Annotated in this window: 21 protein-coding genes; 4 read left to right on the top strand and 17 right to left on the bottom strand. The window is 71.3% G+C overall.

Annotation, left to right across the window (positions count from 1 at the left end; all coding sequences use genetic code 11):
- Positions 1-97: 97 nt before the first annotated feature.
- The 5 genes from CcI49_RS08520 to CcI49_RS08500 are packed head-to-tail and all read right to left on the bottom strand — an operon-like array spanning position 98 to position 3,996.
- The gene (locus CcI49_RS08520; RefSeq protein WP_076825493.1) at positions 98-1,090 is read right to left on the bottom strand and encodes a class E sortase; all 993 of its coding nucleotides are present in this window, start codon (positions 1,088-1,090) and stop codon (positions 98-100) included.
- Positions 1,091-1,111: 21 nt separating this feature from the next.
- Positions 1,112-1,885: an ABC transporter ATP-binding protein gene (locus CcI49_RS08515; RefSeq protein WP_054566987.1), complete on the bottom strand. Its 774-nt coding sequence runs from the start codon at positions 1,883-1,885 to the stop codon at positions 1,112-1,114.
- 41 nt (positions 1,886-1,926) lie between these two features.
- Entirely contained in the window at positions 1,927-2,712 is a 786-nt protein-coding gene (gene cbiQ / locus CcI49_RS08510) for a cobalt ECF transporter T component CbiQ (protein ID WP_054567279.1), read from the bottom strand.
- Positions 2,713-2,734: 22 nt separating this feature from the next.
- Positions 2,735-3,214, bottom strand: a complete 480-nt coding sequence (locus CcI49_RS08505) for a PDGLE domain-containing protein (RefSeq protein ID WP_054566986.1) — start codon at positions 3,212-3,214, stop codon at positions 2,735-2,737.
- The gene (locus CcI49_RS08500; protein WP_076825491.1) at positions 3,211-3,996 is read right to left on the bottom strand and encodes an energy-coupling factor ABC transporter permease; all 786 of its coding nucleotides are present in this window, start codon (positions 3,994-3,996) and stop codon (positions 3,211-3,213) included. The genes CcI49_RS08505 and CcI49_RS08500 overlap by 4 nt, the downstream gene beginning before the upstream one ends.
- 437 nt (positions 3,997-4,433) lie before the next feature.
- On the opposite strand from CcI49_RS08500, the gene CcI49_RS08495 reads away from it, so the two are divergent.
- A complete protein-coding gene (locus CcI49_RS08495) occupies positions 4,434-5,411 on the top strand; it encodes a hypothetical protein (RefSeq protein ID WP_054566984.1) in 978 nt (325 codons plus the stop codon).
- Positions 5,412-6,196: 785 nt separating this feature from the next.
- The gene (locus CcI49_RS43150; protein ID WP_241839963.1) at positions 6,197-6,850 is read left to right on the top strand and encodes a glycosyltransferase family 4 protein; all 654 of its coding nucleotides are present in this window, start codon (positions 6,197-6,199) and stop codon (positions 6,848-6,850) included.
- Here the strand turns inward: CcI49_RS43150 and CcI49_RS08485 are convergent, their stop codons facing one another.
- The 3 genes from CcI49_RS08485 to dnaG all read right to left on the bottom strand — a co-directional run bounded on the left by CcI49_RS08485 (position 6,851) and on the right by dnaG (position 11,128).
- Complete coding sequence (locus CcI49_RS08485; protein WP_235497935.1) at positions 6,851-7,726, bottom strand: class I SAM-dependent methyltransferase; 876 nt, start codon at positions 7,724-7,726, stop codon at positions 6,851-6,853. It abuts the gene before it with no gap.
- Between the two features lie 215 nt (positions 7,727-7,941).
- Positions 7,942-9,120: an RNA polymerase sigma factor gene (locus CcI49_RS08480; protein WP_006538863.1), complete on the bottom strand. Its 1,179-nt coding sequence runs from the start codon at positions 9,118-9,120 to the stop codon at positions 7,942-7,944.
- Between the two features lie 40 nt (positions 9,121-9,160).
- The gene (dnaG, locus tag CcI49_RS08475) at positions 9,161-11,128 is read right to left on the bottom strand and encodes a DNA primase (RefSeq protein WP_076825489.1); all 1,968 of its coding nucleotides are present in this window, start codon (positions 11,126-11,128) and stop codon (positions 9,161-9,163) included.
- Between the two features lie 1,005 nt (positions 11,129-12,133).
- On the opposite strand from dnaG, the gene CcI49_RS42480 reads away from it, so the two are divergent.
- Both CcI49_RS42480 and CcI49_RS08470 read left to right on the top strand, forming a co-directional pair.
- Complete coding sequence (locus CcI49_RS42480) at positions 12,134-12,289, top strand: hypothetical protein (RefSeq protein ID WP_006538866.1); 156 nt, start codon at positions 12,134-12,136, stop codon at positions 12,287-12,289.
- A gap of 40 nt (positions 12,290-12,329) precedes the next feature.
- Positions 12,330-12,869: a PH domain-containing protein gene (locus CcI49_RS08470; protein ID WP_054567275.1), complete on the top strand. Its 540-nt coding sequence runs from the start codon at positions 12,330-12,332 to the stop codon at positions 12,867-12,869.
- 214 nt (positions 12,870-13,083) lie between these two features.
- Here CcI49_RS08470 and CcI49_RS08465 read toward each other — a convergent pair whose 3' ends face one another.
- From CcI49_RS08465 to CcI49_RS08425, 9 genes are all read right to left on the bottom strand, one after another.
- Entirely contained in the window at positions 13,084-14,967 is a 1,884-nt protein-coding gene (locus tag CcI49_RS08465) for a transketolase (RefSeq protein WP_054567274.1), read from the bottom strand.
- A gap of 459 nt (positions 14,968-15,426) precedes the next feature.
- Positions 15,427-16,113 (bottom strand): YdcF family protein, encoded by a 687-nt coding sequence (locus tag CcI49_RS08460; protein ID WP_054566983.1) that lies wholly within the window; start codon positions 16,111-16,113, stop codon positions 15,427-15,429.
- Positions 16,114-16,170: 57 nt separating this feature from the next.
- Positions 16,171-19,290 carry a glycine--tRNA ligase gene (locus CcI49_RS08455; protein WP_076825487.1) on the bottom strand — a complete coding sequence of 1,040 codons (3,120 nt, stop codon included), beginning with the start codon at positions 19,288-19,290 and terminating at the stop codon, positions 16,171-16,173.
- 65 nt (positions 19,291-19,355) lie between these two features.
- Entirely contained in the window at positions 19,356-19,829 is a 474-nt protein-coding gene (locus tag CcI49_RS08450; protein ID WP_054566981.1) for an antibiotic biosynthesis monooxygenase family protein, read from the bottom strand.
- Positions 19,822-20,619 (bottom strand): isoprenyl transferase, encoded by a 798-nt coding sequence (locus CcI49_RS08445; RefSeq protein WP_006538872.1) that lies wholly within the window; start codon positions 20,617-20,619, stop codon positions 19,822-19,824. The genes CcI49_RS08450 and CcI49_RS08445 overlap by 8 nt, the downstream gene beginning before the upstream one ends.
- 188 nt (positions 20,620-20,807) lie before the next feature.
- On the bottom strand, positions 20,808-21,539 hold the full coding sequence (gene recO / locus CcI49_RS08440) for a DNA repair protein RecO (RefSeq protein ID WP_198955469.1): 732 nt from the start codon (positions 21,537-21,539) through the stop codon (positions 20,808-20,810).
- A gap of 134 nt (positions 21,540-21,673) precedes the next feature.
- Positions 21,674-22,591 (bottom strand): GTPase Era, encoded by a 918-nt coding sequence (era, locus tag CcI49_RS08435; RefSeq protein ID WP_054567273.1) that lies wholly within the window; start codon positions 22,589-22,591, stop codon positions 21,674-21,676.
- Positions 22,592-22,596: 5 nt separating this feature from the next.
- Positions 22,597-22,992, bottom strand: coding sequence for a hypothetical protein (locus CcI49_RS08430; RefSeq protein ID WP_054566979.1), 396 nt, complete (start codon positions 22,990-22,992; stop codon positions 22,597-22,599).
- Positions 22,989-24,347: a hemolysin family protein gene (locus CcI49_RS08425; protein WP_054566978.1), complete on the bottom strand. Its 1,359-nt coding sequence runs from the start codon at positions 24,345-24,347 to the stop codon at positions 22,989-22,991. Before CcI49_RS08425 ends, CcI49_RS08430 begins: the two co-directional genes overlap by 4 nt.
- Positions 24,348-24,362 lie beyond the last annotated feature (15 nt).

Raw genomic sequence — 24,362 nt, 5'->3', positions numbered from 1 at the left:
GTCAATCCCCTAAGGCGATTCACACCGATCGTGGTCGGCGCGGGCAGTGATCCAGGGGTCACCTCCAAGGCCGAGGAGGAGCCCAGGGCTGAGCTGGCTACCCGCCCGTCAGTACGGGAGGCGGCCCATCGCTCTTGTCTCTCGTCTCATCGAGCTCCGCGAAGACGATGAGTCGGCTCTTCGCGGAGAAGCGCGGATGGCAGGTCGTCAGCGTCATCCGTGCCTTGGTGGGGGCCTCCCCCAGATGCCCTGGTACGGGGTAGGTCACGTCCAGCCGGTGGGGGTCGACGATCTCCGATCCCGTGACCCGGTAGGTGAAATACCTGTCGGCGACCTCGACCACGATGGGGTCCCCCACCTTGAGCTCGTCGACCCGACTGAAGGGCTTGCCATAGGTCGTTCGGTGTCCCGAGACGACGAAGTTCCCGATCTCGCCAGGCATCGCCGAGCCCGGGAAGTGCCCTGGTCCGCGGCGCAGGTCCGCCGTCGACACGCCCTCCACGACGACCGGCGCGTAGTCCGCTCCGAAACGCGGCACCCTCAGCACGGCGATCCCGTCGCCGAGCTCGACGGGCGGCACGGATGGCCGCTTCCTCGGGTCCGCGCCGCCGCCCACCGCCGGCTTCGGGAGGGGCTGCTTGGCCCAGGCTGTTGTCAGGTCGTGGCGGATCTGATCCTGCGTTCGAGCAGCGAAGATGTCAGTGATCCACAGCTGGTAGCACAGGAAGAGAACCACGATGACACCACAAGTGATCATCAACTCCCCGGCGCCCCGGGCGAGATGGCCGCCAAGCGATCGCACCGTCCGATCCCGCAGCGGGTCCGCTGCCGGCGGCTCCGGGGCGGCGTATCCACGTCCTCTCGCCCGCGCCGGGCGATATGCCGGCGCCAGGCCCTGGGCCGGCACCGCGGCGACAGGTGGGTTCCGCGGATCCGGGCCGCCCATCAGGTCGTCGAGGCTGTCGAGGCCGTCGAGCTCGCCCGGGGCATCGACTCCTCGCCGGTCGGCCCCGGCCAGGTCGGCCGGTGAAGCCGACGTCGACAGTGAACTGCCCGGTTCCTTGCCCTCGCCCGGAGTCCCAGCAGCCATGCTGCAACCCTAAGCCATGTATCAACTACTCTCCGCGATGGCGTGGCGCGGGTTGAACCCGAAGGGCAACTCCAGTCGGTGCGACATCATCAACGGTTCGTCACTCAGCAGGGTGGCCGTCGCGCCATCCGCAACGATCATTCCCTGGTCGAGGATGACCGAGCGCGGGCATAGTTGCAGTGCGTAGGGCAGATCGTGGGTGACCATGATGAGCGTGAGGTCCAGCCCCTGGAGAACCTCCGCGAGCTCGCGGCGACCAGCCGGATCAAGATTGGCCGATGGCTCGTCGAGGACAAGAACCTCCGGCCGCATGGCGAGCACCGTCGCCACGGCGGCGCGGCGCCGCTCGCCCAGGCTGAGGTGATGCGGCGCCCGCTCGGCGTACTCCGCCAAACCGACAGCCCGCAGCGCCTCGGCCACCCGGTCCGACAGCTCCGCGCCTCGAAGGCCCAGATTCGCGGGGCCGAACGCGACGTCCTGACCCACGGTCGGCATGAAGAGCTGGTCGTCGGGGTCCTGGAAGACCAGGCCGACCCGGCGCCGGATCTCCGGCATGTTCGCCTTCGCGACGGGCATCCCGCCGATGCGAAGCGTGCCCGCGCCGGCCGCCAGAATGCCGTTGAGATGCAGCATGAGCGTCGTCTTGCCGGCACCGTTCGGCCCGAGCACCGCGATCCGCTCACCGCGGGCGACCGTGAGGTCGACCCCGAAGAGCACCTGCCGCCCGTCCGGATAGGCGAAGGCGAGGCCCTCGATCTCCACCGCGGGACGTCCCGCGTCCGCGGCGGCGGTCACGGACGCGGCCTCGGCAGCCGAAGCCGACGTGGATCTGGACGTCACGACACCACACCGAGATCGAGGCTCCGGCCGGCGACGGCGACCGCGACACCGAGGATGACCAGCGCACTGGCCGTCGCCCACTGGGCCGGTCGCGGCGACACGGTCGGCATCGCGACAGGCATCGTGCCCGAGTAGCCGCGGGCGAGCATCGCCAGGTGAACCCGCTCGCCCCGCTCGTACGAACGGATGAACAGGGTGCCGAGCGACGCCGCGAGCACGCCGGTCGCTCGTAGTGAGCGCGGCTCGTGCCCGCGCGAACGGCGAGCCACACCCATCCGACGCATCTGATCCACGACGAGGCCCGAATACCGGATCATGAAAGACGCGACCGCGATGATCACGGGGGGCAGCCGGAGTCGCTCAAGCCCGGCCAGAAGATCATTTGCCGGCGTGGTCGCGGCGAGCACGATAACGGTCATCAATCCGAGCGTAGCCCGCGCGAGCAGGCCGAACGCCTGTTCCAACCCAGGCCGTGAGAGTCCGAGCCCGAGCAGCTCGACCCGTGGGCCGGGAACGACGAACGGAAGTGCCGCCGCGAAGGCGAGAAACGGGATCTCCACCGCGAGCCGGCGGATCACGAACAGCGGCCGCAGCCGCGCCAGCGCACAGAGCGAGGCCAGCACCAGCAGGTGCACCCCGAAAGCCCAGCCAGCGGTGATCGGGGTGACCACCACGCAGATCACGTAGCCGAAGGCCGCGACGATCTTGCACTGCGCCGGCATGCTCCGCAGAACGCCCCGTCCGGGCTGATATGGATCGAGCAGATGCGCGCCACCACCCATCGCGGTCGCCGCCACCCCTCACTCAGGCGAGCGGAGCGCCACCGGCTCCGGCCCCCGGCCCGGCTCCGGTACGCTCCGCCGCCTGATCGCGCTCCGAGGCCGCGGAAGCGGCCCGCGGCCGAAGCCGAGTGACTCCCCAGAACACGGCGCCACCCACGACGAAGGCGATCGACACCCCGATGACGCCGGCCAGGCCGCCGGCGAGACGCTCGTTGTCGATCCCGGACACCGCGTAGCCGGCGAGTGGCCAGTCCGCGAACGAATGGCTCTTCTCCTGGTGGATGAAGCCCTGGTCGGCCGCGACCTTCTCCAGGCCGTCCGGGCTCGAGCTGGCGAAGCCGGACACGAATCCAGCCAGGACGAACGCAACAAACAGGCCGAGGCCGACAAAGACCTTGTTGTGCCGCTCAGGGCGCGCGGCGACACGCCGCACCGTCGGCTCGGTCGCCGTCGACTCGGTCAGGGTGGAGGACGTCGCATCCGCGGCGGCCGACCTGGTCATGAGGGGTTGCTCCCATCCCCGATTCGATCCGACGAGCCATCAGCACCGGCGGGCGCGAGGGCGGGCGGGCGACCCGACAGGCCGGTGGCGCCGACGACGGCGGGTTCGCGGCGGCGGACCGTCAGCTCCTGCTTTCCGAGCAGGTCGCGAGCGCCGTACACGAGGTCCGGCCGGGTACTCAGGACCAGGCTGAGAGTTGCCGCGGTGATCGCCGCCTCGCCGATCCCGATCAGGCAGTGCACGCCGAGCATCGCACCGGCGACGCCATCCAGGGGAAGGTCGACCGTGCCACCCACGGCGAACTCCGCGACGAAGGCACCTGCGGCCAGTGGCACCGTCACGAAGGCGGCGATCACCGATGCGGCGATCACCGACGAGGCACGACGCGGCAGCAGGCGTCGGGCCAGGGTGAACAGCCCGTACCCTCCCATCGCACCGACGAGCGCCATGTTGGTGATGTTGAGCCCGAGCGCGGTCAGCCCTCCATCCGCGAACAGTGACTGCACACCGAGCACCACTGCCAGCCCGATCGCCCCCAGCCACGGGCCGACGAGAACCGCCGCGAGAGTGCCGCCGAGCAGATGCCCGCTGGTTCCCATCGCCACCGGAAAGTTGAGCATCTGGGCCGCGAACACGAATGCGGCGACCAGACCGGCGAGCGGTGTGAGCTGGTCCGTGTTCTCCTCGCCCGCCCGTTTCACGGCGTAACCGATACCCGCGACCGCCACCACACCGAACGCGGCGGAGGTCGGAGCATCGATGAACCCATCCGGGATATGCATGGTCTCCCCTCTCGCCGGGTCTCCGGCCCGTCCGCGGCGCAGATCGCCCCATCGGGTGCTAAGAATACGCACTTGCGAGTGATTTGCAGATAGAAACCACGGACTGATGCCCAGCGAGACTCCGGCCGACGCCCGGCCCACCCTCACTCGGGATCGAGCCTCGCAGGACTACGCTTCGACACCAGAAGTTACTCTGGGTTACTTGATAGATATCATTTGCATTCACTCCGCGGGGTTCGGCGACCACCACGGGGTTTGCGCCCAAGAGGAGCACAGGTGGAGATCTCTGCATGCTCGGCGGCGCCGGCGGAGCCGGCGGTCCTCCTCCCGGGATACCAGGCCGCCCACCCCGCGCGACGCAGGGCCCGGCACCGACCCGGGCTCCGGCGCCCCGCAACCCCCACCGTGCCCGTCGCGGGCCCGCGTGAGGTGCGGCCATGAAGACCGTCGCGGTGATCGTGCACCGAGGCCCGACGGAGCCGACACTCGATCTCGCGACCCGCCTTGACGTCTCCACTCATCTCGACCAGGTCACGGTGATCGCCAACGACCGCGCCGAACGGCCCGCCGGGCTGCCGGCCAGCGTCGGCTGGCTCATTCCCCCCCGTGATCTCGGGCGGGGTGGAGCCTTCCGCTACGCCGTTGAGACGATGCCCGCGGCTGCCGCCTACCTGCTGGTCGAGAACAACGTGCGCATCGACGACCCGACCATCGGGGCCTGCCTGGAGCTGCTGGCCGGCGCGAACATCGGGATCGTGGCCCCCACCCTCGTGGATGACGCCACGGCGCCGACCACGCCGGCACGCCCGACCCGGTTCCTCGTCCTGCCCCGGATCCTCGGCAACGCCCCCGGCGACCGGCCCAGCGAGGCCAACTGGGTGACCGGCGCGGCGATGTTCGTCAAGGCCGAATGCCATCAGCGGATTCCGATGGATGGCCGCTACTTCCTGGGCCTCGAGGACGTCGACTTCTGCCATCGCGTCCGCGATGCCGGCTGGAGTGTCGTGATCAGCCCCTGGCTGGCCTGGCGCCGGGGCGCGGGCCCCGTGCCCGCCGCCGCCTACGGCTACTACGAGGTGCGCAACCGCCTCTGGTACACCCGGATCCGCCGCTGGCACGGTCGCACCGCCGCGGCGCTGCTCTGGACCGTCCTCGCGACACTTCCGCGCGCCACGGTGCTCAGGCCACCGGGAGCCGACGGATCGCACCCTGGCCGGCTCATCCTGCACGGTCTGCTGGACGGCCTCGGCCCTGTCCCCCCGAGCGGCGACCCACGGCTGGATGAGCCGCGTGTCACCCGGTGGACAACCTGGGCCCCAGCGCCGCCTCACACGGCGGACGCACCGGCGGCACGGCCGTCGACGTCTCCGGCCCGGAGTCGGCACGAGCCGCCGCTCGGCCAGTCGGAACGGTGAGGATGCCCCCTTCGGCTACCTGGAGCGAAACCGCCACCACAGCACGCAAGGGCCGCGTAGCCTACGGCGCCCCGCCACACGCGGCCACACCGGAGCCCTTCGAAGCGAAGGCGCGAACACCCACGCGGAGGCGGACACGGCCACGCATCAACGGAACTACGGAAAGACTCTCTACTATCACGTTCCGTGCTCCCCTCTCGCCGCTCACCGACCAGGCCGGCCGCCCCCGCAGAACCCGGCGCCACATCCGCTTCCACGCCGACCTCGGCGCCCACGCCCGCGCCACGGGTACTCCTGCTGAGACCGGCGAAGGCACGCCCGGACGCCGCGCGGCAGCTTGCCGCCGTCGTCGCGGGCCTTCAGGCCGGCGGCGCAGAGGTCACGCAGCTCACGCCGGGCGGGCCGGACGACCAGCAGGCACGGACCGGGCCGGGCGGGCGGCGCGGATCACCTGACCAACCGGCCCGACCGGGCCTCGACCTGGCGGGCCGCTGCCGCTCGGCATGGGAGACCGCGGCACTCGCACGGGCACTGGGCCCGCTGGACAGCGTCGTGGTGGGGCAGGTGGACCTGGCACTGACCGGCCTCGTCACCGCCCGACTCACCGGCGCCAGCCGGGTACCGGTGCTCTTCCACGGCGTCGACATGTGGACGATGCGGCGCCACCTGCGTCTTCTGCTGCGCCACGACCCGCTGCTCTGCCCGGTGACGACAAGCTCGTTCGGCGCGGGAGCGCTGTCCCCGACCAGGATGGGCGCGGTCATTCCACCTGGTCTGGACCATCGTTGGCGGAGGCGCTCCTCGCCGAGGCCGCCCGGCGGCGCCCGCTGCCCCCGGTGCCGACGGTGCTCACCGTCTTCCCCCTCGACGAGTGGGAGGCCAAGGGCCTTCCGACCCTGGTGGACGCCCTGGACACGCTGCGCGCACCGGTGCCGGAGGAAGCGCCGGACGATGCCGGCGGGACGGCGGGACCGGTGCGGCTCGTGATCGCGGGAGCCGGGCCGGCCCCAGGCTCACTGCATGCCCTGATCGCCGGGCGGGAGCACACGGATCTGTTCGAGGATCCCAGCGACGAGGAACTGGCCCGGCTGTATGCGACAGCCGACCTTTTCGCCCTGTGCACCAGAACCCGTACCAGGTCGCCGGTGAGCGGCGAGTCGCACCCGACCGCCCTGCTCGAGGCCCAGCTCGCGGGCTGCGCCGTCATCGGTCCGGCACAGGGCGGCTCCCGGGACGCCTACCAACGGGGTGTCACCGGCTGGACCCCGGCGGACGAGTCCAGCCCAGCCCTGGCGCGGGTGCTGGCCGACCTGCTCGCCGACCGCGCACGGCTGGCCCGCGCCGGACGGCTTGCCAGCGACTGGGCGCGTGCCGTCACCGACCCCGACGATCACAGCCAGGCCGTGTTCGCCGCGCTGCTGGGCCGTCAGCGCAGCTGATCAGCCTCGGGCCGCAGGCTGCGATGCCCGCTGCGGCGGCGGCGGAGATTGCGCCGCCGCCTCGGTGATCCGGTCTGATCCGCCGATCCGGTCGTAGCGGCGGATCGCGACCAGCAGACAGTTCTGCGCCGCGGCGTTCTCCGCCACTGCACGCTGCGGACCGCTCTCGACAGCCGGGGCGTGCAGGGCGTGGAGCAGGACGCTCCCGAAGCCGGCCTGCTCGACCAGCCCGACGAGATCATCCGCCTGCCGAGGATGGCAGTGCGGGGATCCGCGCCGCGATCCACGCGAGTGCGCGCGCCTGGACTGCCCCGCCGCGAGCGTGGACCGCCCGACGGGCTCGGCAGCCTGACCAGGCCCGGGGCCAGGTCCGGAGACATCCGCGCGCACACAGGTGCGCAGGACGAGGCATCCGCCGGGGCGCAGGCTCGCCCACACCAGGTCCAGCAGGTCGGTCAGCTCGCCGTCGCCCATCCAGGTCGCGACATCGAGGGAGACGGCGATGTCCACCCGCCGCCCGGATCCGAAGAAGTCCTGGGGAGTCCGGTAGTCGATGTTGATCGCCGGGTTCAGGATCCGTGCGCAGGCGAGAACCCCACGGGAGACGTCAAGCGCCGTCACGGACCAGACCCGCCCGGCCACCGCGCGGGTGAGGTAGCCGGGGCCGCATCCGACATCGAGCAGGTCCTGCTCGGGGGCCAGGTACGGCTCAAGCACATCCCGGACGAACATCTCGAGCGAGACGCGGCTGCGGTGCGCCGCGCTGCCCAGGCCGTGACCGCGGAAGCTCAGGCCGTGGCCGTGGAAATAGTGCGGCGCCAGCCCCAGTAGCCGCAGCGCGAGGCCTGGCCGCCACGACGACGGGGTCAGAGCCAACAGCCCACGGACCCATCGCGCGCTCAGAAAGGTGCGGCCTCCGGTCGCCGCAAGCACGAGCCAGCGGAGAAAGGACACGTGCGGGCACGCGGACACGCAACCGTCAGGGAGCCCGGGAGCCGCAGATCCTTCCGGACTGCCTGACCGCTGCGTCACAGGGTCCGACCCTTACAGGACGGAAACCCTAAGTCAACGAACGACTACAACGAGTTCGACTACTCCAGGTAGTCGCGAAGCTTCTGGGATCGCGAGGGATGACGCAGCTTGGAGAGCGTCTTGGACTCGATCTGACGGATGCGCTCGCGGGTCACCCCGAACTCGCGACCCACCTCCTCCAGCGTCCGCGGGTGGCCGTCCGTCAGGCCGAACCGGAGCTGGATCACCTTCTTCTCCCGGTCGGAGAGAGTGTGCAGCACCGAGTCGAGCTGCTCCTGAAGGAGAATGAAGCTGGCCGCGTCCACCGGGACGACCGCGTCGCAGTCCTCGATGAAGTCGCCGAGGTGAGAGTCCTCCTCCTCACCGATCGGCGTCTCCAGCGAGACCGGCTCCTGGGAGACCTTCAGGATCTCCCGGACCTTGTCCGGCGTGAGGTCCATCTCCTTGGCGATCTCCTCCGGGCTCGGCTCCCGGCCGAGGTCCTGGAGGAGCTGCCGCTGGATGCGGATCAGCTTGTTGATCGTCTCGACCATGTGCACCGGGATACGGATCGTCCGGGCCTGGTCCGCGATGGCGCGGGTGATGGCCTGCCGGATCCACCAGGTGGCGTAGGTGGAGAACTTGTAGCCCTTGGTGTAGTCGAACTTCTCGACCGCCCGGATGAGACCGAGGTTGCCCTCCTGGATCAGGTCCAGGAAGAGCATGCCGCGCCCGACATAGCGCTTGGCGATCGAGACGACGAGCCGCAGGTTCGCCTCGACGAGCTTCCGCTTGGCGATCTGCCCGTCCCGCTCGATGGCCTCCAGGTCCCGGCGCATCTGCGGGGAGGTCTTCTTCGTCGCCACCGCGAGCTTCTCGGAGGCGAACAGACCCGCCTCGATCCGCTTGGCGAGGTCGACCTCCTCCTCCGCGGTGAGCAGCGGGACCTTGCCGATCTCCTTGAGGTACATCCGTACCGGGTCGGAGGTCGGGGCCTTGAGCGCGAGCTCCTCCTCCTCGCGACGCCGACGGGCCAGCAGATCCGCCTCGTCGGCGTTCTCGCCCCCGGCCTCGAGCACCTCGATGCCCTCGTCGTTGAGCACCTGCAGGACCGTCTCGGCCTGCTCAGGGGGCAACTCGGCCGCCTGGATCGCGACCGTGACGTCCTCAGTGGTGAGGAAACCGATCTCCTTGCCACGGGTGATGAGGTCCTTGACCTCGTCCACCTGGGCCTCGCGGGGTAGGACGGTAGGACTCATGGGCGGAATCTCGTCACTTCCTTCTCGGGATCGACCCAGGTTACGCGGCACCTACGCCCCGCTCCCGGAGTTGGAGCTTGTGCTGTTCCAAAGCAATCAGCTCGCCGAACGCACGGTTGAAGGCATCAGAGTCGGAGGTGGGGTTCAGCCGCTGCACCCGCGACTTGACTTCCCTGATCCGACGGGTCACATGCAGCTCCTGGACACGCGACATCTGATCGTCGACATAACGGTCGTCAACATCGTGGTCGCACAGCACCCCCTCCACCGCGAGCGCGAGAACGAACCGCCGCAGCTCCTCGTCGGGCGCCGCGGCGACCACTGCCGCGACCCAGCCCGACGGGTCGCCGGCCGCATACAGACCCGCGCAAACCCCACCGGCCGTGGCGATCAGTTCACGGACCGCACGGTGCACAGGAACAGTGAACAGCTCCGCGGCGAGGGTGTCGAACATCGGGCCGGCCAGCCCCGGGTGCTGCAGGGCGAGCTTGAGTGTCTCGCGCTCGACGATGGCGGTTGCCTCGTCGGGCGCGGGTTCGGGCCGACGACGCGCCGAGGCGGCCGCCGCCATGCCGTCCGCCCCGGAGCCCCCGCGTGCCCTGGTGCTCCCGTGCGCGCCTGAGCTGCCCGGCGTGCCCGAACTCCCCGGTGCCCCTGGACTCCCCTGTGCCCGGGAACGGTGCGCGGCTACCCGCTCGACCACGAACCRCTCGTCCAGGAAGCCGAGCCAACGGTCCAGGTTCACCGCGTACCGGTGCCGGATGCCGGCGTCCTTGAGCCGGTTGACCAGCGGGGCGGCCGCGTCGAGCGCCGCGAGCCGGCCTTCCGTGGTGTTGAGGTCGTAGCGGTCGATCGCACCGCGGATCGCGAACTCGAAGAGCGGCTGTCTGGCCGCCACGAGATCACGCACGGCCGCGTCCCCGCGCTGGGTCCACAGGTCGCACGGATCAAGACCGTCCGGCTGCACCGCGACGAAGGTCTGGGTGACGAACCGCTCCTCGAACTCGAAGGCCCGCAGCGCGGCGGCCTGACCGGCCTGGTCACCGTCGAAGGTGAAGATGACCTCGCCGGTACGGCTGTCCGAATCCATCAGCAGACGACGGACGATGGCGACATGGTCGCTGCCGAACGACGTCCCACAGCTCGCGACCGCCGTCGTCACGCCGGAGAGGTGGCAGGCCATGACATCGGTGTACCCCTCGACGACGACCACCTGGTAGCGGCGCGCGATGTCGCGCCTGGCCAGGTCGGCGCCGTAGAGGAGCCTGGCCTTCTTGAACAGCGGCGTCTCGGCCGTGTTGAGGTACTTCGGCCCGGCGTCGGAGCCCTCGGCGAGACGCCGGCCACCGAAGCCGACGACCTCCCCACCGAGATCACGGATCGGCCACAGCAGCCGGTGATGGAAGCGGTCGATGAGGCCGCCACGACCACCGCGCTTGGCCAGCCCGCCCAGTTCCAGCTCCTCCGCGGTGAACCGGCGGGCGAGCAGGTGCCGGGTCAGCGCGTCCCATGACGCCGGGGCGTAACCGAGGCCGAACCGTTCGGCCGCCGACCGGTCGAAGCCCCGCGAAGCCAGGAACTCCCAGCCCGCGCGCGCATCCGGCGAGGAGTAGAGCTGCTCGACGTAGAACTCGGTGGCCAGCCGGTGCGCGTCCAGCAGCCGCTGCCGCTGGCTCGTGACCGCCCGGCTGGTCGGCCCGCCGCCCTCGTAGGTCAGGGTGATCCCGGCCCGGCGCGCGAGCCGCTCCACCGCCTCCGGGAAGCTGAGACCGTCGATCTTGCGGACGAAGGCGTAGACGTCTCCACCCTCGTTACAGCCGAAACAGTGGAAGAAGCCGACCGATGGCCGCACGTTGAACGACGGCGACTTCTCGTCGTGGAAGGGGCACAGGCCGACGAGGCTGCCGCCACCGACCGGACGGAGCTGGACATGATCACCGACGATGTCCGCGATGGGTGACCGCTCCCGGACGAGAGCGATGTCGGCGTCGCGGATGCGTCCGGCCACCGAACCCTCCCTGATCACGTCCGGCGGGCCCGCCACCTACGGGCTCCGAGTTCACTGGATAGACGGCGCCCCCCGCCCTGGGGTTGCGCGAGTCGCGGGCCTCGATGTGTCCGGTCACCTCAGACGACGCTGCCGGCCGCCTGCCCGGCGGGACGGCGCTGCCGTCGAGCCGGCTAGGCCACCGATGGTGTCGGTGTCAACGGTCCTTTCGCGTGATGGTACTTGTCATCCGGCCGACAGTGTCGATCATGCCACGCGCTCGCCCGCGAGCGGCCGGGCAAGGGCCGGACGGCCCCAGCCACCCGGGTCACACGGCCCGGCTGGCGCCGCAGCGACGACGACCGGCACCGATCGGCACACCCCTGCAGGGTCCATGATGCGACACGGGCCACATCGGAAGCCACCGACGAACCACCCTCATCACTCCAGTGTCGCGCCACGACCCCATCCCATCCCAAACACAGTCGACAGCGATCACAGCGTACGTCGTTTTTCGCTGGTCACAGTGCCGTTGGTAGCTGTCGGCCCGTCAGTGCCCCGCAACGGCCGACATCGCCCCCTCGCCGGCGACGCACCGGTGGCCCGCCGACCACGCCCGGGGACACCAGCCGGGCCGGGACGACACAGGAGCGCAGGACAGCGCAGGCGGGACAGGACAGCACAGGCGGCACAATGCAGCACCTGGATGACGCGGGGATGGCACCGCCGGGGCAACCCGGCGAGCCGGACGGCCACCGCACCCAACGACCGGACGACCACACTCCCCCAGAGAGGGCGCGACACGCCGAAGCGGACTTGTGGATCAGCACCGATTCGGGGGGCTACAGACACTCACCGACGGTGACCTTCGGCCTGTTTTGCGAGTTCAGAGGCCCGCGCCAGCGGGTTCATACCACTCACTGACCACGAAGCTATGCGTATCAGGCCGATTCTCGTACCTACGTCGATCGCAACAACGATACTTTGGGCGCACCCCGTTCCCCCAACTCGGCCCGGAGGCCCGCCGTGGACAAGATCGTCAAGTACGGTGCGATCGCGTTCCTTATCTTCTTCGTCGTCACCGCACCGGACAGCGCCGCGAGCATCATCGACCGGGTCATCGGTTGGCTTGAGGACATCGGGAACGGAGCGTCGGAGTTCGTTACAGACACAGCCCTGTGAACCCGCACCTGCCGGACCCGGCGTCTGCGAGACTTTGATCGTGCCGAGACTCCAGCTTCCCGACCCAGCGCTGCGGGACACCAAGTACCTGGCTTCCCAGGAGCGCCTGGTCATGATGGTGCGCCTGCACTGGGCGATCATGCTGCCGATCTTCGGGCAGACACTGGGCGCGGTACTGCTGGCCCTCGTCGCGAACATCATCCTGGCGACGCAGGGCATCGAAACCGGGCCCATCACCACGGTGCTGTGGTACTTCGCCCTCTTCATGATCCTCCGGATGCTCTGGAAGATCGCGGACTGGCACTTCGACCACCTGATGATCACAGACAAGCGTCTGCTGAAGGTGTCGGGGATCGTCTTCCGGAAGGTCCAGACGATGCCGCTGTCGAAGATCACCGACCTCACCTACAACCGGGACCCGCTCGGGCGGGTCCTGGGCTATGGCGAGTTCGTCGTCGAGTCCGCCGGTCAGGACCAGGCTCTCTCGAAGATCAGTTTCCTTCCGCGGCCGGATCGGCTCTATCTCACCCTGGTCGACATGACCTTCGGTGGTGGGCCGTCCCCGGCCGGTGACGACTGAGCCGGCTGGGCCGGCTGAGTCGACACCGGCGAAAGGTCAGCGCGGGCGGCTGGAGCCGGCAGGGCTGACCTGGTACCGGTCTCTCCTGTCACACCCTCGCATCACAACCCCGCTCACGACCCCTCGCATCACCATGTCCTGACGGATCCGGCCCCTCGTCTCAAACGCCGAGGGGCCGGATCCGTGTGCAGCCAGGGTTCCGTGTACGGCTGGCTCAGCGCAGCAGGCCGCGCGCGGCTTCCACGATGTGCGGCGTGGAGATGCCGGCGAAGTCCAGCAGCTCGTCAGGGGTGCCGGAGCCGGGCAGCTCGGTGACCGCCAGGTGCGCGAGCCGCAGGGACACGCTTCCGTCCCGCAGGACTCCCGCGAGCCCTTCCAGCACCGCGCCGCCGATACCGCCCTCGGTGTAGTGGTCCTCCACCACGACCAGCCGCCCGCCGGTCGCCCGCGCGGCCTCGGCGAGCGTGGCGGCGTCGACCGGCTTGATCGAGTACAGGTCGATCACCCGCGCCGCGACCCCCTCCGACGCGAGGACATCCGCCGCGGCCAGGCAGTGGTGCAGGGTGACGCCGGCACCGATCAGCGTCACGGTGTCGGCGTCCGAGCTGCGCAGGACCTTCGAACCACCGGGCACGAACTGCTCGTCCGGCCCGTAGAGCACCGGGTAGGCACCCCGGGTGGTCCGCATGTAGCTGATACCCGAGAGCCCGGCCATCGCCTCGACCAGCTTCGCGGTGGACGTCGCGTCGCTCGGGTAGAGGACGGTCGAGCCGCCGATCGCCCGCATCATCGCGAGGTCCTCCAGCGCCATCTGTGACGGCCCGTCGGGACCGATCTCCACGCCGGCGTGCGACCCGGAGAGACGGATGTCGGCCTGCGAGATGGCCGCCATCCGGATGAAGTCGTACGCGCGGGAGAAGAACGCCGCGAACGTCGATGCGAACGGGACGTAGCCGCGCACCGAGAGGCCGACGGCCGCGGCGACCAGCTGCTGCTCCGCGATGAAGATCTCGAAGAAGCGGTCCGGGTGGACCTTGGTGAAGTCCTCGGAGTAGGTCGAGTTGCTGACCTCGGCGTCGAGGGCCACCACGTTCGTCCACGCGCCGACCGCGGCCAGTGCCTGCCCGTAGGCCCGCCTGGTGGCGATCTTGGCACCGAGCTCGTAGGTCGGCAGGGTGATCGCCGGGCGGGGCGCCGGCGTGGGCCGGGGCAGGTCCGCCGACGGCACCGGGCCACGCACCCGCAGGTTGCGCTCACCGCCCAGCTCGACGATCGCGCGGGCGGCCATGTCCTGCGGCAGCGGCTTGCCGTGCCACCCCTCGGCGTCGGCCACCTCGGAGAAGCCGTCGCCCTTGCGGGTGCGGGCCAGGATCACCGTGGGCCGGGCCGCGTCCTCGGCGTCGGCCAGCGCCGCGTCGATCACGCCCAGATCATGACCGTCGATCACGACCGCCCGGGCGCCGAAGGCCTCGACCCGACGGGCGTAGGCCTCCATATCCCAGCCCAGCTCGGTGGGCCCGCGCTGGCCGAGCCGGTTGACGTCCACGATCGCGACGAGGTTGGACAGGCCGTAGTACGAGGCCTTGTCCAGCGCCTCCCACATGGAGCCCTCGGCCATCTCGCTGTCGCCGCAGACCACCCAGACCCGGTAGGGCACCTTGTCCAGGAACTTGCCGGCGAGCGCGACGCCGACCGCGTCGGGCAGGCCCTGGCCCAGCGATCCGGTCGCGACGTCCACCCAGGGCAGGACCGGGGTCGGGTGGCCCTGCAGGCGCTGGCCCAGACGGCGGTACCCGGTCATGAGCTCCTCGTCGGAGATCACGCCGACGGCCTTGAACATCGAGTAGATCAGGGGTGAGGCATGCCCCTTGGAGAAGATCAGGTGATCGTTCGCGGGGTCGTCCGGGTTGTCCCAGTCGTAACGGAGATGGCGTGTGAGCAGCACCGCCATGACATCCGCGGCAGACATGGAGGACGTCGGATGACCGGAACCCGCCGAGGTGCTGCTACGTACCGAGTCGACTCGCAGCTGCTGCGCGAGTTCCCGAACCGTCTCCAGGTCGGCGACTCCAACCACTTCGGACACGGGAGTTGCCACACCAGTCTCCTTCGTCAGCATTGTGCTGTTTTCGGTCGTCCTGGTCAGGCCGGTGCACCTGCCGGCATGCCGGCGTGATGGGCAGTCGTGAACGTACGGCCCGCACAGGTCGAGTGTCGTATGTACCGCGGGCCGGCCGACCCGGCGTCTGACGCCTGTCGCACTACCCCGTCACTCCGCGATCCGAACCGTACCAGCACCCCCGCCCCGCCACACCAGCGGAAAGCTGGCCTTCGTCACATACGACGGCCGTCGAGGAGCCCCACGCCGGCGGCGGGCACGTGCCGGACGGCCCACGAAGCAGGGCCGCTGGGACCGCCCGGTGTCGCATCCGTTCCCCGCCGGCCGCCACCCCCGTGGCGTTGATCACCGCTGGCGGCACCGGCACGAGCCCGGACGGGGGTACCTACCAGGGGGCCCACCGACCCGCCGGCCATCTCGGTGGTTCGCCCGGCGGGCTCAGACCGCCGGGGTGTGCGCCGCGGCCGGCGAGGCACGGTGAAAGAGCTGGTAGAAGCGATAGCCGATGCCCTCACGCAGGATGTAGTGGACCTGCGTGCCGAAGCCCCGGTTCGCCGGCCCGCTGGTCGAGGGCGACGCCACCGCCGCGATGCCGAGATCGGCGGCGATGGTGCGGGACCGGAGGCTGTGCCAGCGATCGGTCACCACCACCGCAGACCCCCAGTTCCGGCTGTCCATCAGACTGGCCACCGCGATCATCGACGACAGCGTGTCCCTGCCCTGCGGAACCGCCAGCACGGCACCGGCCGGAACCCCGTGGTCACGCAGGTACGTCGCGGCGACCTCCGCCTCGGTGAAACGGTCGCCCGGCTGGTTCCCGCCCACCGTGATGACACGCGGCGCCACACCGGCACGGTAGAGCTCGAGCGCATGGTCCAGGCGGGCGGTGAGGATCGCCGACGGCCGACCGTCGTACTGCGACGCGCCGAGGACGATCAACGTGTCGGAGGCCCGGCGGTCGTCGCCGCGCCCTACCCACCACACCTGCCCGAAGGTCGCGGCAGAGCCCACGAGCAGAAGTGCGACGGCCATCAGGACGATGCGCACCGCCCAGCGCCACCACGGCACCCGAAACCAGGCCGCCGAGGGCGGACGGGGCAGAAGCCGCCGAAAGGACAGGTCCACGCGATATCACGTTAGCCGCAGCGGACCTGCCTAAACCTTCCGGCCACAGATCGACGCTCAGGAGGCCTCGACGGCACCCGCCGAGGCCGTCGGCAGCGCGCCGAGCGCGTCCCAGTCCAGCACCTCACCCGCGACGTCACGGATCTCGGCGAGCAGGCCGAGCCGCGCGGCACGCAGCGCCGGATCCTCGGCCATGACCATCACACCGTCGAAGAACGCCTCGACCGCCTCCGGCAGCGCGGCCGCGGCGGCGACGAAGTCGACGAGCTCCGGCGCCCGGCCGGAGGTGCGGACCACCAGCTGACGGGACAGCTCGGTCGCGGCCTGGGYCAGTCTGTGGTCGACCGGGTCGACGAGATCCGCGATCGCGATGCCCGGCGCCGTGTCGGCCGGAACGATCCGGCGGATCCGCCCGACCGCGGCGGCGAGCCGCGCGAACGACGGGTCCTCCACCAGGACGCGCAGTTCCGCCACGGTCGAGGCGGCGCGGGCCGGTCGAGCGGTCAGCGGCGCCACGGCGGCGACGAGCCGGTGATCCACCCCCGTGTCGAGAAGCTGCTGGGTGAAACGGCCGCGCACGAACGCGTCCGCCTGCTCCAGGGCCTCCTGTGACATCGGAACCGGGATCAGCTTCGCCGCCTCGGCCAGCATGTCCGCCACGGCGAGGCCGGCGAGCGCGGGGCGCTGCGCCAGGATGGCGGTCACCCCGAGCGCGGCCCGGCGCAGCCCGAACGGGTCCGAGCTGCCGGTGGGCGCGGCGTCGAGCGCGAACAGCCCGGCCAGCAGGTCGAGCCGGTCGGCGAGCGCCAGCAGTGCGCCGGGCACCGTCTGCGGGAGCACCCCGCCGGCACGGCGCGGCAGCTCCATCTCGTAGAGCGCCACGGCCACCGCCTCGGGCTCGCCGGCCCGGCGGGCGTACTCCCGGGCCATCGTCCCGGCCAGGCTCGACAGCTCGATCACCATCTGGGTGGCGAGGTCGAACTTGGCCAGCGCCCCTGCCCGCTCCAGCGTGGCCCGATCCTGTGGGGACAGGCCCCCGGCGACCGCGGTGCCCCCACTGGTCGCGGTGCCCTCGCCGGTCGCAGTGCCCTCGCCGGTCGCAGTGCCCTCGCCGGTGCCGAGCCGGTCGGCGAGGACTCCGGCCAGCCTGGCGATGCGGTCCGCGCGGTCGGCCACCGAGCCGAGGCGCTGTTCGAAGGTGAGCTTCGCAAGCCCCGCGCGGAACGTCGCCAGCGGCACCTTGAGATCGGCGTCGAAGAAGAACGCGGCGTCCTCGAACCGGGCACGCAGCACCGCCTCGTTGCCCGCACGCACGAGCGGCACGTCGACGGCCCCGTCGGCGATCGTCACGAAGCAGGGCAGCAACGCGCCGGCGGCGTCACGCACCACCAGGTACCGCTGGTGCTTGTGCATGACCGTGGTGAGGATCTCGGCCGGCAGCTCGAGGTACCGCTGTTCGAACGAGCCCAGCACCGGACGCGGATACTCCACCAGGTTCGTCACCTCGGCCAGGACGTCGCCCTCCAGGTCGAGGTCGATCGTGCCCTGGTGCTCGGCGGCGAGCTTCGCCGCCTCGTCCACGATCAGCTCGCGGCGGGTCGCCGGGTCGAGCAGGACGGAGTGCCCGGCGAGCAGGTCCGCGTAGCCGTCGGCACCCGCCACCTCGATCGGCGGCGAACCGGCGCGGCGATGACCGCGCGACGTCGCGCCGGCGGCCAGCGTGGACACGGCGACCGGCACCACCGCGGCGCCGAGCAGCGCGACCACCCAGCGCACCGGCCGGCTGAAGGACAGCTCGGGGTCGTTCCAGCGCATGTTCCGCTCGGCGCGCAGGCCGGCGAGCACCGCGCCGAGCACCTCGGCGAGCACCTCCGTCGCGGGCCGGCCGACGTCGGTACGCACCAGCGCGACGTGCTCGACACCGCGGTACTCGACAACAGTCAGATCGGCCACGTCGCCGCCCTGCCCGCGGACGAAGCCCGTCGCCGCCTTCGTCGGCTCACCCGCCGCGTCGTAGGCGGCCGCGCGGCGCGGGCCGCGGACGACCCGCTCCACGTCCGGCTCCCGGGGCGCGACGTCGGCGACGACGGCGACGATCCGCCGCGGGGTCCCCCGCACCAGCACCTCGCCGTGGGTGAGGCGGGTGGCCGCGAGCCGCTCGACGAGCGCCGCGCGGACGGCCTCGGTCTGCCGGGTCACCTCGGCGGCCGGCAGCTCCTCGACGCCGATCTCGAACAGCAGGGTGGCCGGCCCGGTCGGCACCGCCGCCGGGTCGACGGTGGCCGGGGTCGCCGCGGCCGGTCGGGGCGTCTCGCCCAGCGGGCTGCCGAGCTCGACACGCCGGTCCCGCCACAGGGCGGCGACCTCGCGCGACATTCCACGCATCTGGGTGAACGAGGTGGCCCGCTCGGTGGTCGAGACGGCGCCACGGGAGTCGAGGATGTTGAAGGCGTGCGAGCACTTGAGCACGTACGTGTGCGCGGGGACCGGCAGCCGGGCGTCGATGAGCCGGCGTGCCTCGGCCGCGAACTCGGTGTACATCCGGCGCACCGTGTCGATGTCCGCCTCGTCCAGGTAGTACCGGGACATCTCGTACTCGGACTGGCCGAACACCTCGCCGTACGACACCCCGGGCGCGTAGGCGATCTCGGTGAAGTGCCGGACCTCCTGCAGCGCCATCAGGATGCGCTCGATCCCGTAGGTGATCTCGACGCTCACCGGGTCGAGGGACTGGCCGCCGGCCTGCTGGAAGTAGGTGAACTGGGTGATCTCCTGGCCGTCGAGCCAGACCTCCCAGCCGAGCCCCCAGGCGCCCAGCGCCGGTGAGGCCCAGTTGTCCTCGACGAAGCGCACGTCGTGYGCGGCGGTGTCGATGCCCAGCGCACGCAGGCTGCCCAGGTAGAGCTCCTGCGGGTCGCCCGGGTCAGGCTTGAGGATCACCTGGAACTGGGTGTGGGTCTGCAGCCGGTTCGGGTTGAACCCGTACCGGGAGTCGTCCGGACGCACCGAGGGCTCGACGTAGGCGACCCGCCACGGCTCGCCGCCCAGCACCCGGAGAATGGTCGCCGGGTTGTGCGTACCGGCGCCGACCTCGGTGTTGAACGGCTGCACGATCATGCAGCCGCGCTCGGTCCAGTAGCGGGTCAACGTCAGCAGGGCGTCCTGCATGGTCAGCATCGGGTCAGCCTCGGCAGCTCGGTGATCGGGTGTTACCCCGCCGAGGCTACCGGGTGGCAGGGCCGCTACCGCGCGTCCAGGCTCCACACGCCGTCGTCGCCTCCGGCGCGGGCCCCCGTGCGGACGCCCGCGCCGGGGGCGATGACCGCCGCGTCCGGCGCGAGAGCCGAGCCGTGGGAGTAGGCCGGCCCGTCGGCGTCGCGTTCGTACAGGACCTCGAAGGCGCCCGGGGCGTCCTGGGCCCAGACCAGCGTGGGCGTCAGCTCACAGCGGACGTCGAAGGCGGACAGCGCCCGCCGCCAGGCGCCCGGACCAGCCCATTCGGTGACCAGCAGCCAGGCGCCCGGCTCGTCGACGCTGCGGCCGAGCCGGGCGGTGCGGAAGCCGCGCTGCGCGGCCAGTGCGGCGACCACCCGCTCGCCGGCCGCGGCGAAATCGGACCAGGCCGCTTCAGGCACCTCGAACCTGAGGACCGCGACCACCGGAGCCCCGGCGGCCACCACAGGCCCCGCGGCGGCTGCCGGCCGGTGGTCAGGCATGCTTCGCGACCACGCCGCCGTAGCGCCGGTCGCGGCGGGCGTACTCCTCGCAGGCCAGCCACAGATCGCGGCGGTCGAAATCAGGCCACAGGGTGGGCACGAAGGAGAACTCCGCGTACGCCGCCTGCCAGAGCAGGAAGTTGCTCAGCCGCTGCTCGCCGGAGGTGCGGATCAGCAGGTCGACGTCCGGCATATCCGGCTCGTCCAGGTATCGCGCGACCGTCTCCTCGTTGATGCGTTCCGGGCGCAGCCGGCCGTCGCGCACGTCCCGGGCGATCGCCGCGGCGGCGTCCGCGAGCTCCGCGCGCCCGCCGTAGTTCACGCACATCACCAGCGTCAGCCGGTCGTTGTCGCGGGTGAGCTCCTCCGCCGCCTCCAGCCGCCGGATCACGTTCCCCCACAGGCGGGGCCGCCGCCCGGCCCAGCGCACGCGGACACCGAGCTCGTGCATGTCGTCGATGCGCCGCCCGAAGACACCGTCGGTGAAGCGCATCAGGAACGCCACCTCGTCCGGCGAGCGCTTCCAGTTCTCGGTCGAGAACGCGTAGACCGACAGCCAGCGCACGCCCATCTCGATCGCGCCCTCGACGCAGTCGAACAGCGAGTCCTCACCGGCCTCGTGCCCCTTGGTACGGGGCAGGCCGCGAAGCTTCGCCCAGCGGCCGTTGCCGTCCATGACAATCCCGACATGACGCGGGACAAGGGCCGGCGGCAACGGCGGCGGCTGCGCTCCGGACGGATGCGGACGCGGATCGCGGAACCGTCTGCCCACCTCTTCACGCAGGCTCACAGCCGACATCCTTTCGTCCGGGCCGGCGCCTCACCGACCGACCCCCGCCGGCCCGAGCCCACCCGGACCACCGGTCTCGCAGCACACATCCCGTCCCCGCTCCTCACACGGTCCCCTCGCCCGACGTACACGCCCGTGCCCGGTCAGGCCACCGCCTCCGCGCCCATCGGCTCTTCATGCCCGTGGCCTCACGTCCGTTCAAGATGCGGCAGGGCCCGCAGCGCCCGTTCGAGATGCCACTGAAGGTAGGCGGCAACGACCCCCCCGGCCTCCCGTCGGGTGCGGACGTCGGCCGCCTCCGCGCCGTCCCAGTCACCGTGCAGAAGGTCGGCCAGCAGCCGCACAGCGGCCGGAGACGTCGACACCGCGCCTCGCGGTCGACATTCCGGGCACACTACGCCGCCACTGGCGACGGACAGCGAGTGGTGTGGTCCTGGCTCGCCGCAGAGCGCGCACTCGTCCAACGCCATCCCGTAGCCGGAGACGGTGAGCGATCGCAGCAGGAAGGCATCCAGGACCAGGGACGGCGTACGTTCGCCCGCTGCCAGCGTACGCAGACCGCCCACGAGCAGCAGAAACAGCCGGAAGGCGGGTTGGCGTTCCTCGCTGGTCAGCCGCTCCGCGGTCTCCAGCATCACCGCCGCGGCCGTGTACCGCGCGTACTCCTGGGCGATCGTCGCACCGTAGGCACCCAGGATGTCCGCCTGGGTGACCGTGTCCAGCGACCGGCCCTCGTGGAGCTGGAGGTCGACGTAGGTCCCCGGCTCCAGCCGGGCACCGAAACGGGAGGACGTCCTGCGGACGCCCTTGGCGACTGCCCTGACCCGACCGTTACGCCGCGTGAGCACCGTGACGACACGGTCGGCCTCGGCGAAGGGCATCGTCCTCAGGACGACGCCCTCATCGCGATACACCGGCACGTTCCCATGGTTACATGCCTGCTCCACACGACCAGGTGGGGCCGCATCCGTCCCGGCCTGCCGGCACGGCCGGCGACGCCGCCGAGCGCCATGAGACGCCGCCGGAAACCCGGCCCCGGCCCGGCCCGGAGCCGTCAGAAACCCAACCGGCGAAGCTGCTTCGGGTCCCGCTGCCAGTCCTTGGCCACCTTGACGTGCAGGTCCAGGTAGACCGGCGTCCCCAGCAGCGCCTCGATCTGGGTACGGGCCCGGGTGCCGACGTCACGCAGCCGGGAGCCTCCGGAGCCGATGACGATCGCCTTCTGGCTCGGGCGCTCGACGAAGACGTTGACCCGGACGTCGAGCAACGGCCGGTCCGCGGGACGGCCCTCCCGCGGCAGCATCTCCTCGACCACCACGGCCAACGAGTGCGGCAGTTCGTCGCGCACACCCTCCAGAGCCGCCTCGCGCACCAGCTCCGCGACCATCACCTGCTCGGGCTCGTCGGTCAGCTCCCCCTCCGGATAGAGCCGCGGGCCCTCCGGCAGCCGGGCTACCAGCACGTCCGCGAGCCGGTCGACCTGGAACGCGGACACCGCGCTGACCGGCACGATCTCGGCGAAGTCACCGAGCCCGGAGACCTCCAGCAGCCGGGCGCCGACCCGGTCCGGGTCGGCGACCTTGTCGACCTTGGTGAGGATGGCCACCACCGGCGTCCGCCGCGCCAGCCGGCCCAGCTCGTCGGCGATGAAACGGTCGCCCCGCCCGAGCGGCTCGTCGGCCGGCATGCAGAAGCCGATCACGTCGACCTCCGACAGCGTCGCGCGCACGACGTCGTTGAGCCGCTGGCCCAGCAGCGTGCGCGGGCGGTGCAGACCCGGGGTGTCGACCAGGATCAGCTGCGCGTCGGGACGATGGATGATGCCCCTGATGGCGTGCCGGGTCGTCTGCGGGCGCCCGGACGTGATCGCCACCTTCGTCCCCACCAGCGCGTTCGTCAGCGTGGACTTGCCCGCGTTCGGTCGGCCCACGACACAGGCGAATCCCGAGCGGAATCCCGTCGCCAGGTCCAGGTCCACTAGCTCGACGTCCGGGTGCGCGCGACGCCGTCCGGGCCGGCCAGGAAGAGGGGAACTCCCGCACCGAACTCGGCGAGCATGGCCAGATCGTCGGCGGCGGCCGTATCGGCCTCCGTCACCACGGCCGCGGCCTCGAAACGCCGCGCGCCGCTGGACGCCGCGGCCACGACCGCGGCCCGCAGCGCCGACGTCGCCAGCTCCGGCCGGGCGTGCGCGACCGTGGCGGCCGCGTAGGTCCGGCCGTCGGTGTCGCGCACCGCCGCGCCCTCCGCGAGCTGGCCGCCGGGCGTGTAGGCCCGCAGCCGGGCGGCGCGGGCCAGCACCACAAGCTTGGTGTCCTCCGCCTCCAGAACCGGTCCGGCCGGCGGGCTGGAAGGGGGGGTGGAAGACGTCACGATGTCACCTTTCTGCTCTGCTCCGGCCCGTCCGTCCCGTCCGTCCCGCCTGGCCCGGCCGGCCCTTCCGGCGCGTCCGGGTCGCGGGTCGACGGGGTCAGCCGCCGGACGACGACAGTGCCGATCTGGTTGCGCCGACCGGCCGCCCGCTCGGCGGACAGCCGCAGCCCGGCCACGTCCGCGGTCGCGCCGGGGATGGGCACCCGGCCGAGCGCGCTGGCGAGCAGCCCGCCCACCGTCTCGACATCGCGGGCGCCGGGCACGTCCTCGACGCCGAAGAGCTCGGCGAGGTCGTCGACGTCCAGCCGTGCCGTCACCCGCGCGGTGTCGTCGTCGAGCCATTCGACCGGGGGCGTGGCGCTGTCGTACTCGTCGGTGATCTCACCGACGATCTCCTCGAGGATGTCCTCGATGGTCACCAGCCCGGCGGTGCCACCGTACTCGTCGATGACCACCGCCATGTGGGTCCGCGACGCCTGCATCTCGCGCAGCAGGTCGTCGGCGGGCTTGCTTTCGGGGACGAGCACAGGCGCCCGCATGATCTCGGCGACCCGGCTCTCCTCCCGGCCTTCCCGCTCCCAGCCGACCATGTCCTTGAGGAAGGCGATCCCGACGACGTCGTCGACGCTCTCGCCGATCACCGGGATGCGGGAGAAACCGCTGCGCAGCGCCAGCGAGATCGCCTGCCGCACGGATTTGTCGGACTCGATGAAGAGCATGTCCGGGCGCGGCACCATGACCTCGCGGACGAGCGTGTCACCCAGCTCGAACACCGAGGCGATCATGTCCCGTTCCTCGGGTTCGATGACCTCGTTCTCCTCCGCGAGGTCGACCAGGTCGCGCAGCTCCGCCTCCGAGGCGAACGGCCCGTCGCGGTAGCCGGGGCCGGGAGTGACCGCGTTGCCGAACGCGATGAGCAGCCGGGGCAGCGGCCCGAAGATCCGCGCCAGCCGGATGGTGAGCCCGGCGGTGGCCAGCGACACCGCGGGGGCGTGCTGGCGGCCCAGCGTCCGGAACATCACCCCGACCAGGATGTAGGCCACCAGGGTGGAGACCAGCGCGCCCAGGCCGACCGCGGCGAACCCGGCCCCGTAGGCGTGGACGGCGAGGACGGTGATGCACGCCGCGGCGGCCATCTCGCCGACGATCCGCAGCAACAGCAGCAGCGCGAGGTAGCGCCCCGGATCGGCCACGACCCGGGCCAGGTTCGCGGCGCCCGCCTTGTGCTGCCGGCCGAACTGCTCGACGCTTACCCGGGAGACCCTGGTGAGGGCGGCGTCCACCGCGCCGAGGCCCGCGGCGGCGAGGGCGGCCACCGCGGCGATGAAGACCAACAGGAGATCACCGGACTCCATGACGGACCGGGCTCC

Source organism: Frankia sp. CcI49 (genome assembly GCF_001983215.1).
GTDB classification, from domain to species: domain Bacteria; phylum Actinomycetota; class Actinomycetes; order Frankiales; family Frankiaceae; genus Parafrankia; species Parafrankia irregularis.
This window is presented reverse-complemented; position numbering and strand designations above follow the sequence as displayed.

Coding starts and splice junctions, on each gene's coding strand:
- CcI49_RS08425 (WP_054566978.1), bottom strand. CDS start 24,347: ATGGAGTCCGGTGATCTCCTGTTGGTCTTCATCGCCGCGGTGGCCGCC.
- cbiQ (WP_054567279.1), bottom strand. CDS start 2,712: ATGGGTGGTGGCGCGCATCTGCTCGATCCATATCAGCCCGGACGGGGC.
- CcI49_RS08520 (WP_076825493.1), bottom strand. CDS start 1,090: ATGGCTGCTGGGACTCCGGGCGAGGGCAAGGAACCGGGCAGTTCACTG.
- CcI49_RS08495 (WP_054566984.1), top strand. CDS start 4,434: ATGAAGACCGTCGCGGTGATCGTGCACCGAGGCCCGACGGAGCCGACA.
- CcI49_RS08480 (WP_006538863.1), bottom strand. CDS start 9,120: ATGAGTCCTACCGTCCTACCCCGCGAGGCCCAGGTGGACGAGGTCAAG.
- CcI49_RS08450 (WP_054566981.1), bottom strand. CDS start 19,829: ATGCCTGACCACCGGCCGGCAGCCGCCGCGGGGCCTGTGGTGGCCGCC.
- CcI49_RS08500 (WP_076825491.1), bottom strand. CDS start 3,996: ATGCATATCCCGGATGGGTTCATCGATGCTCCGACCTCCGCCGCGTTC.
- CcI49_RS08505 (WP_054566986.1), bottom strand. CDS start 3,214: ATGACCAGGTCGGCCGCCGCGGATGCGACGTCCTCCACCCTGACCGAG.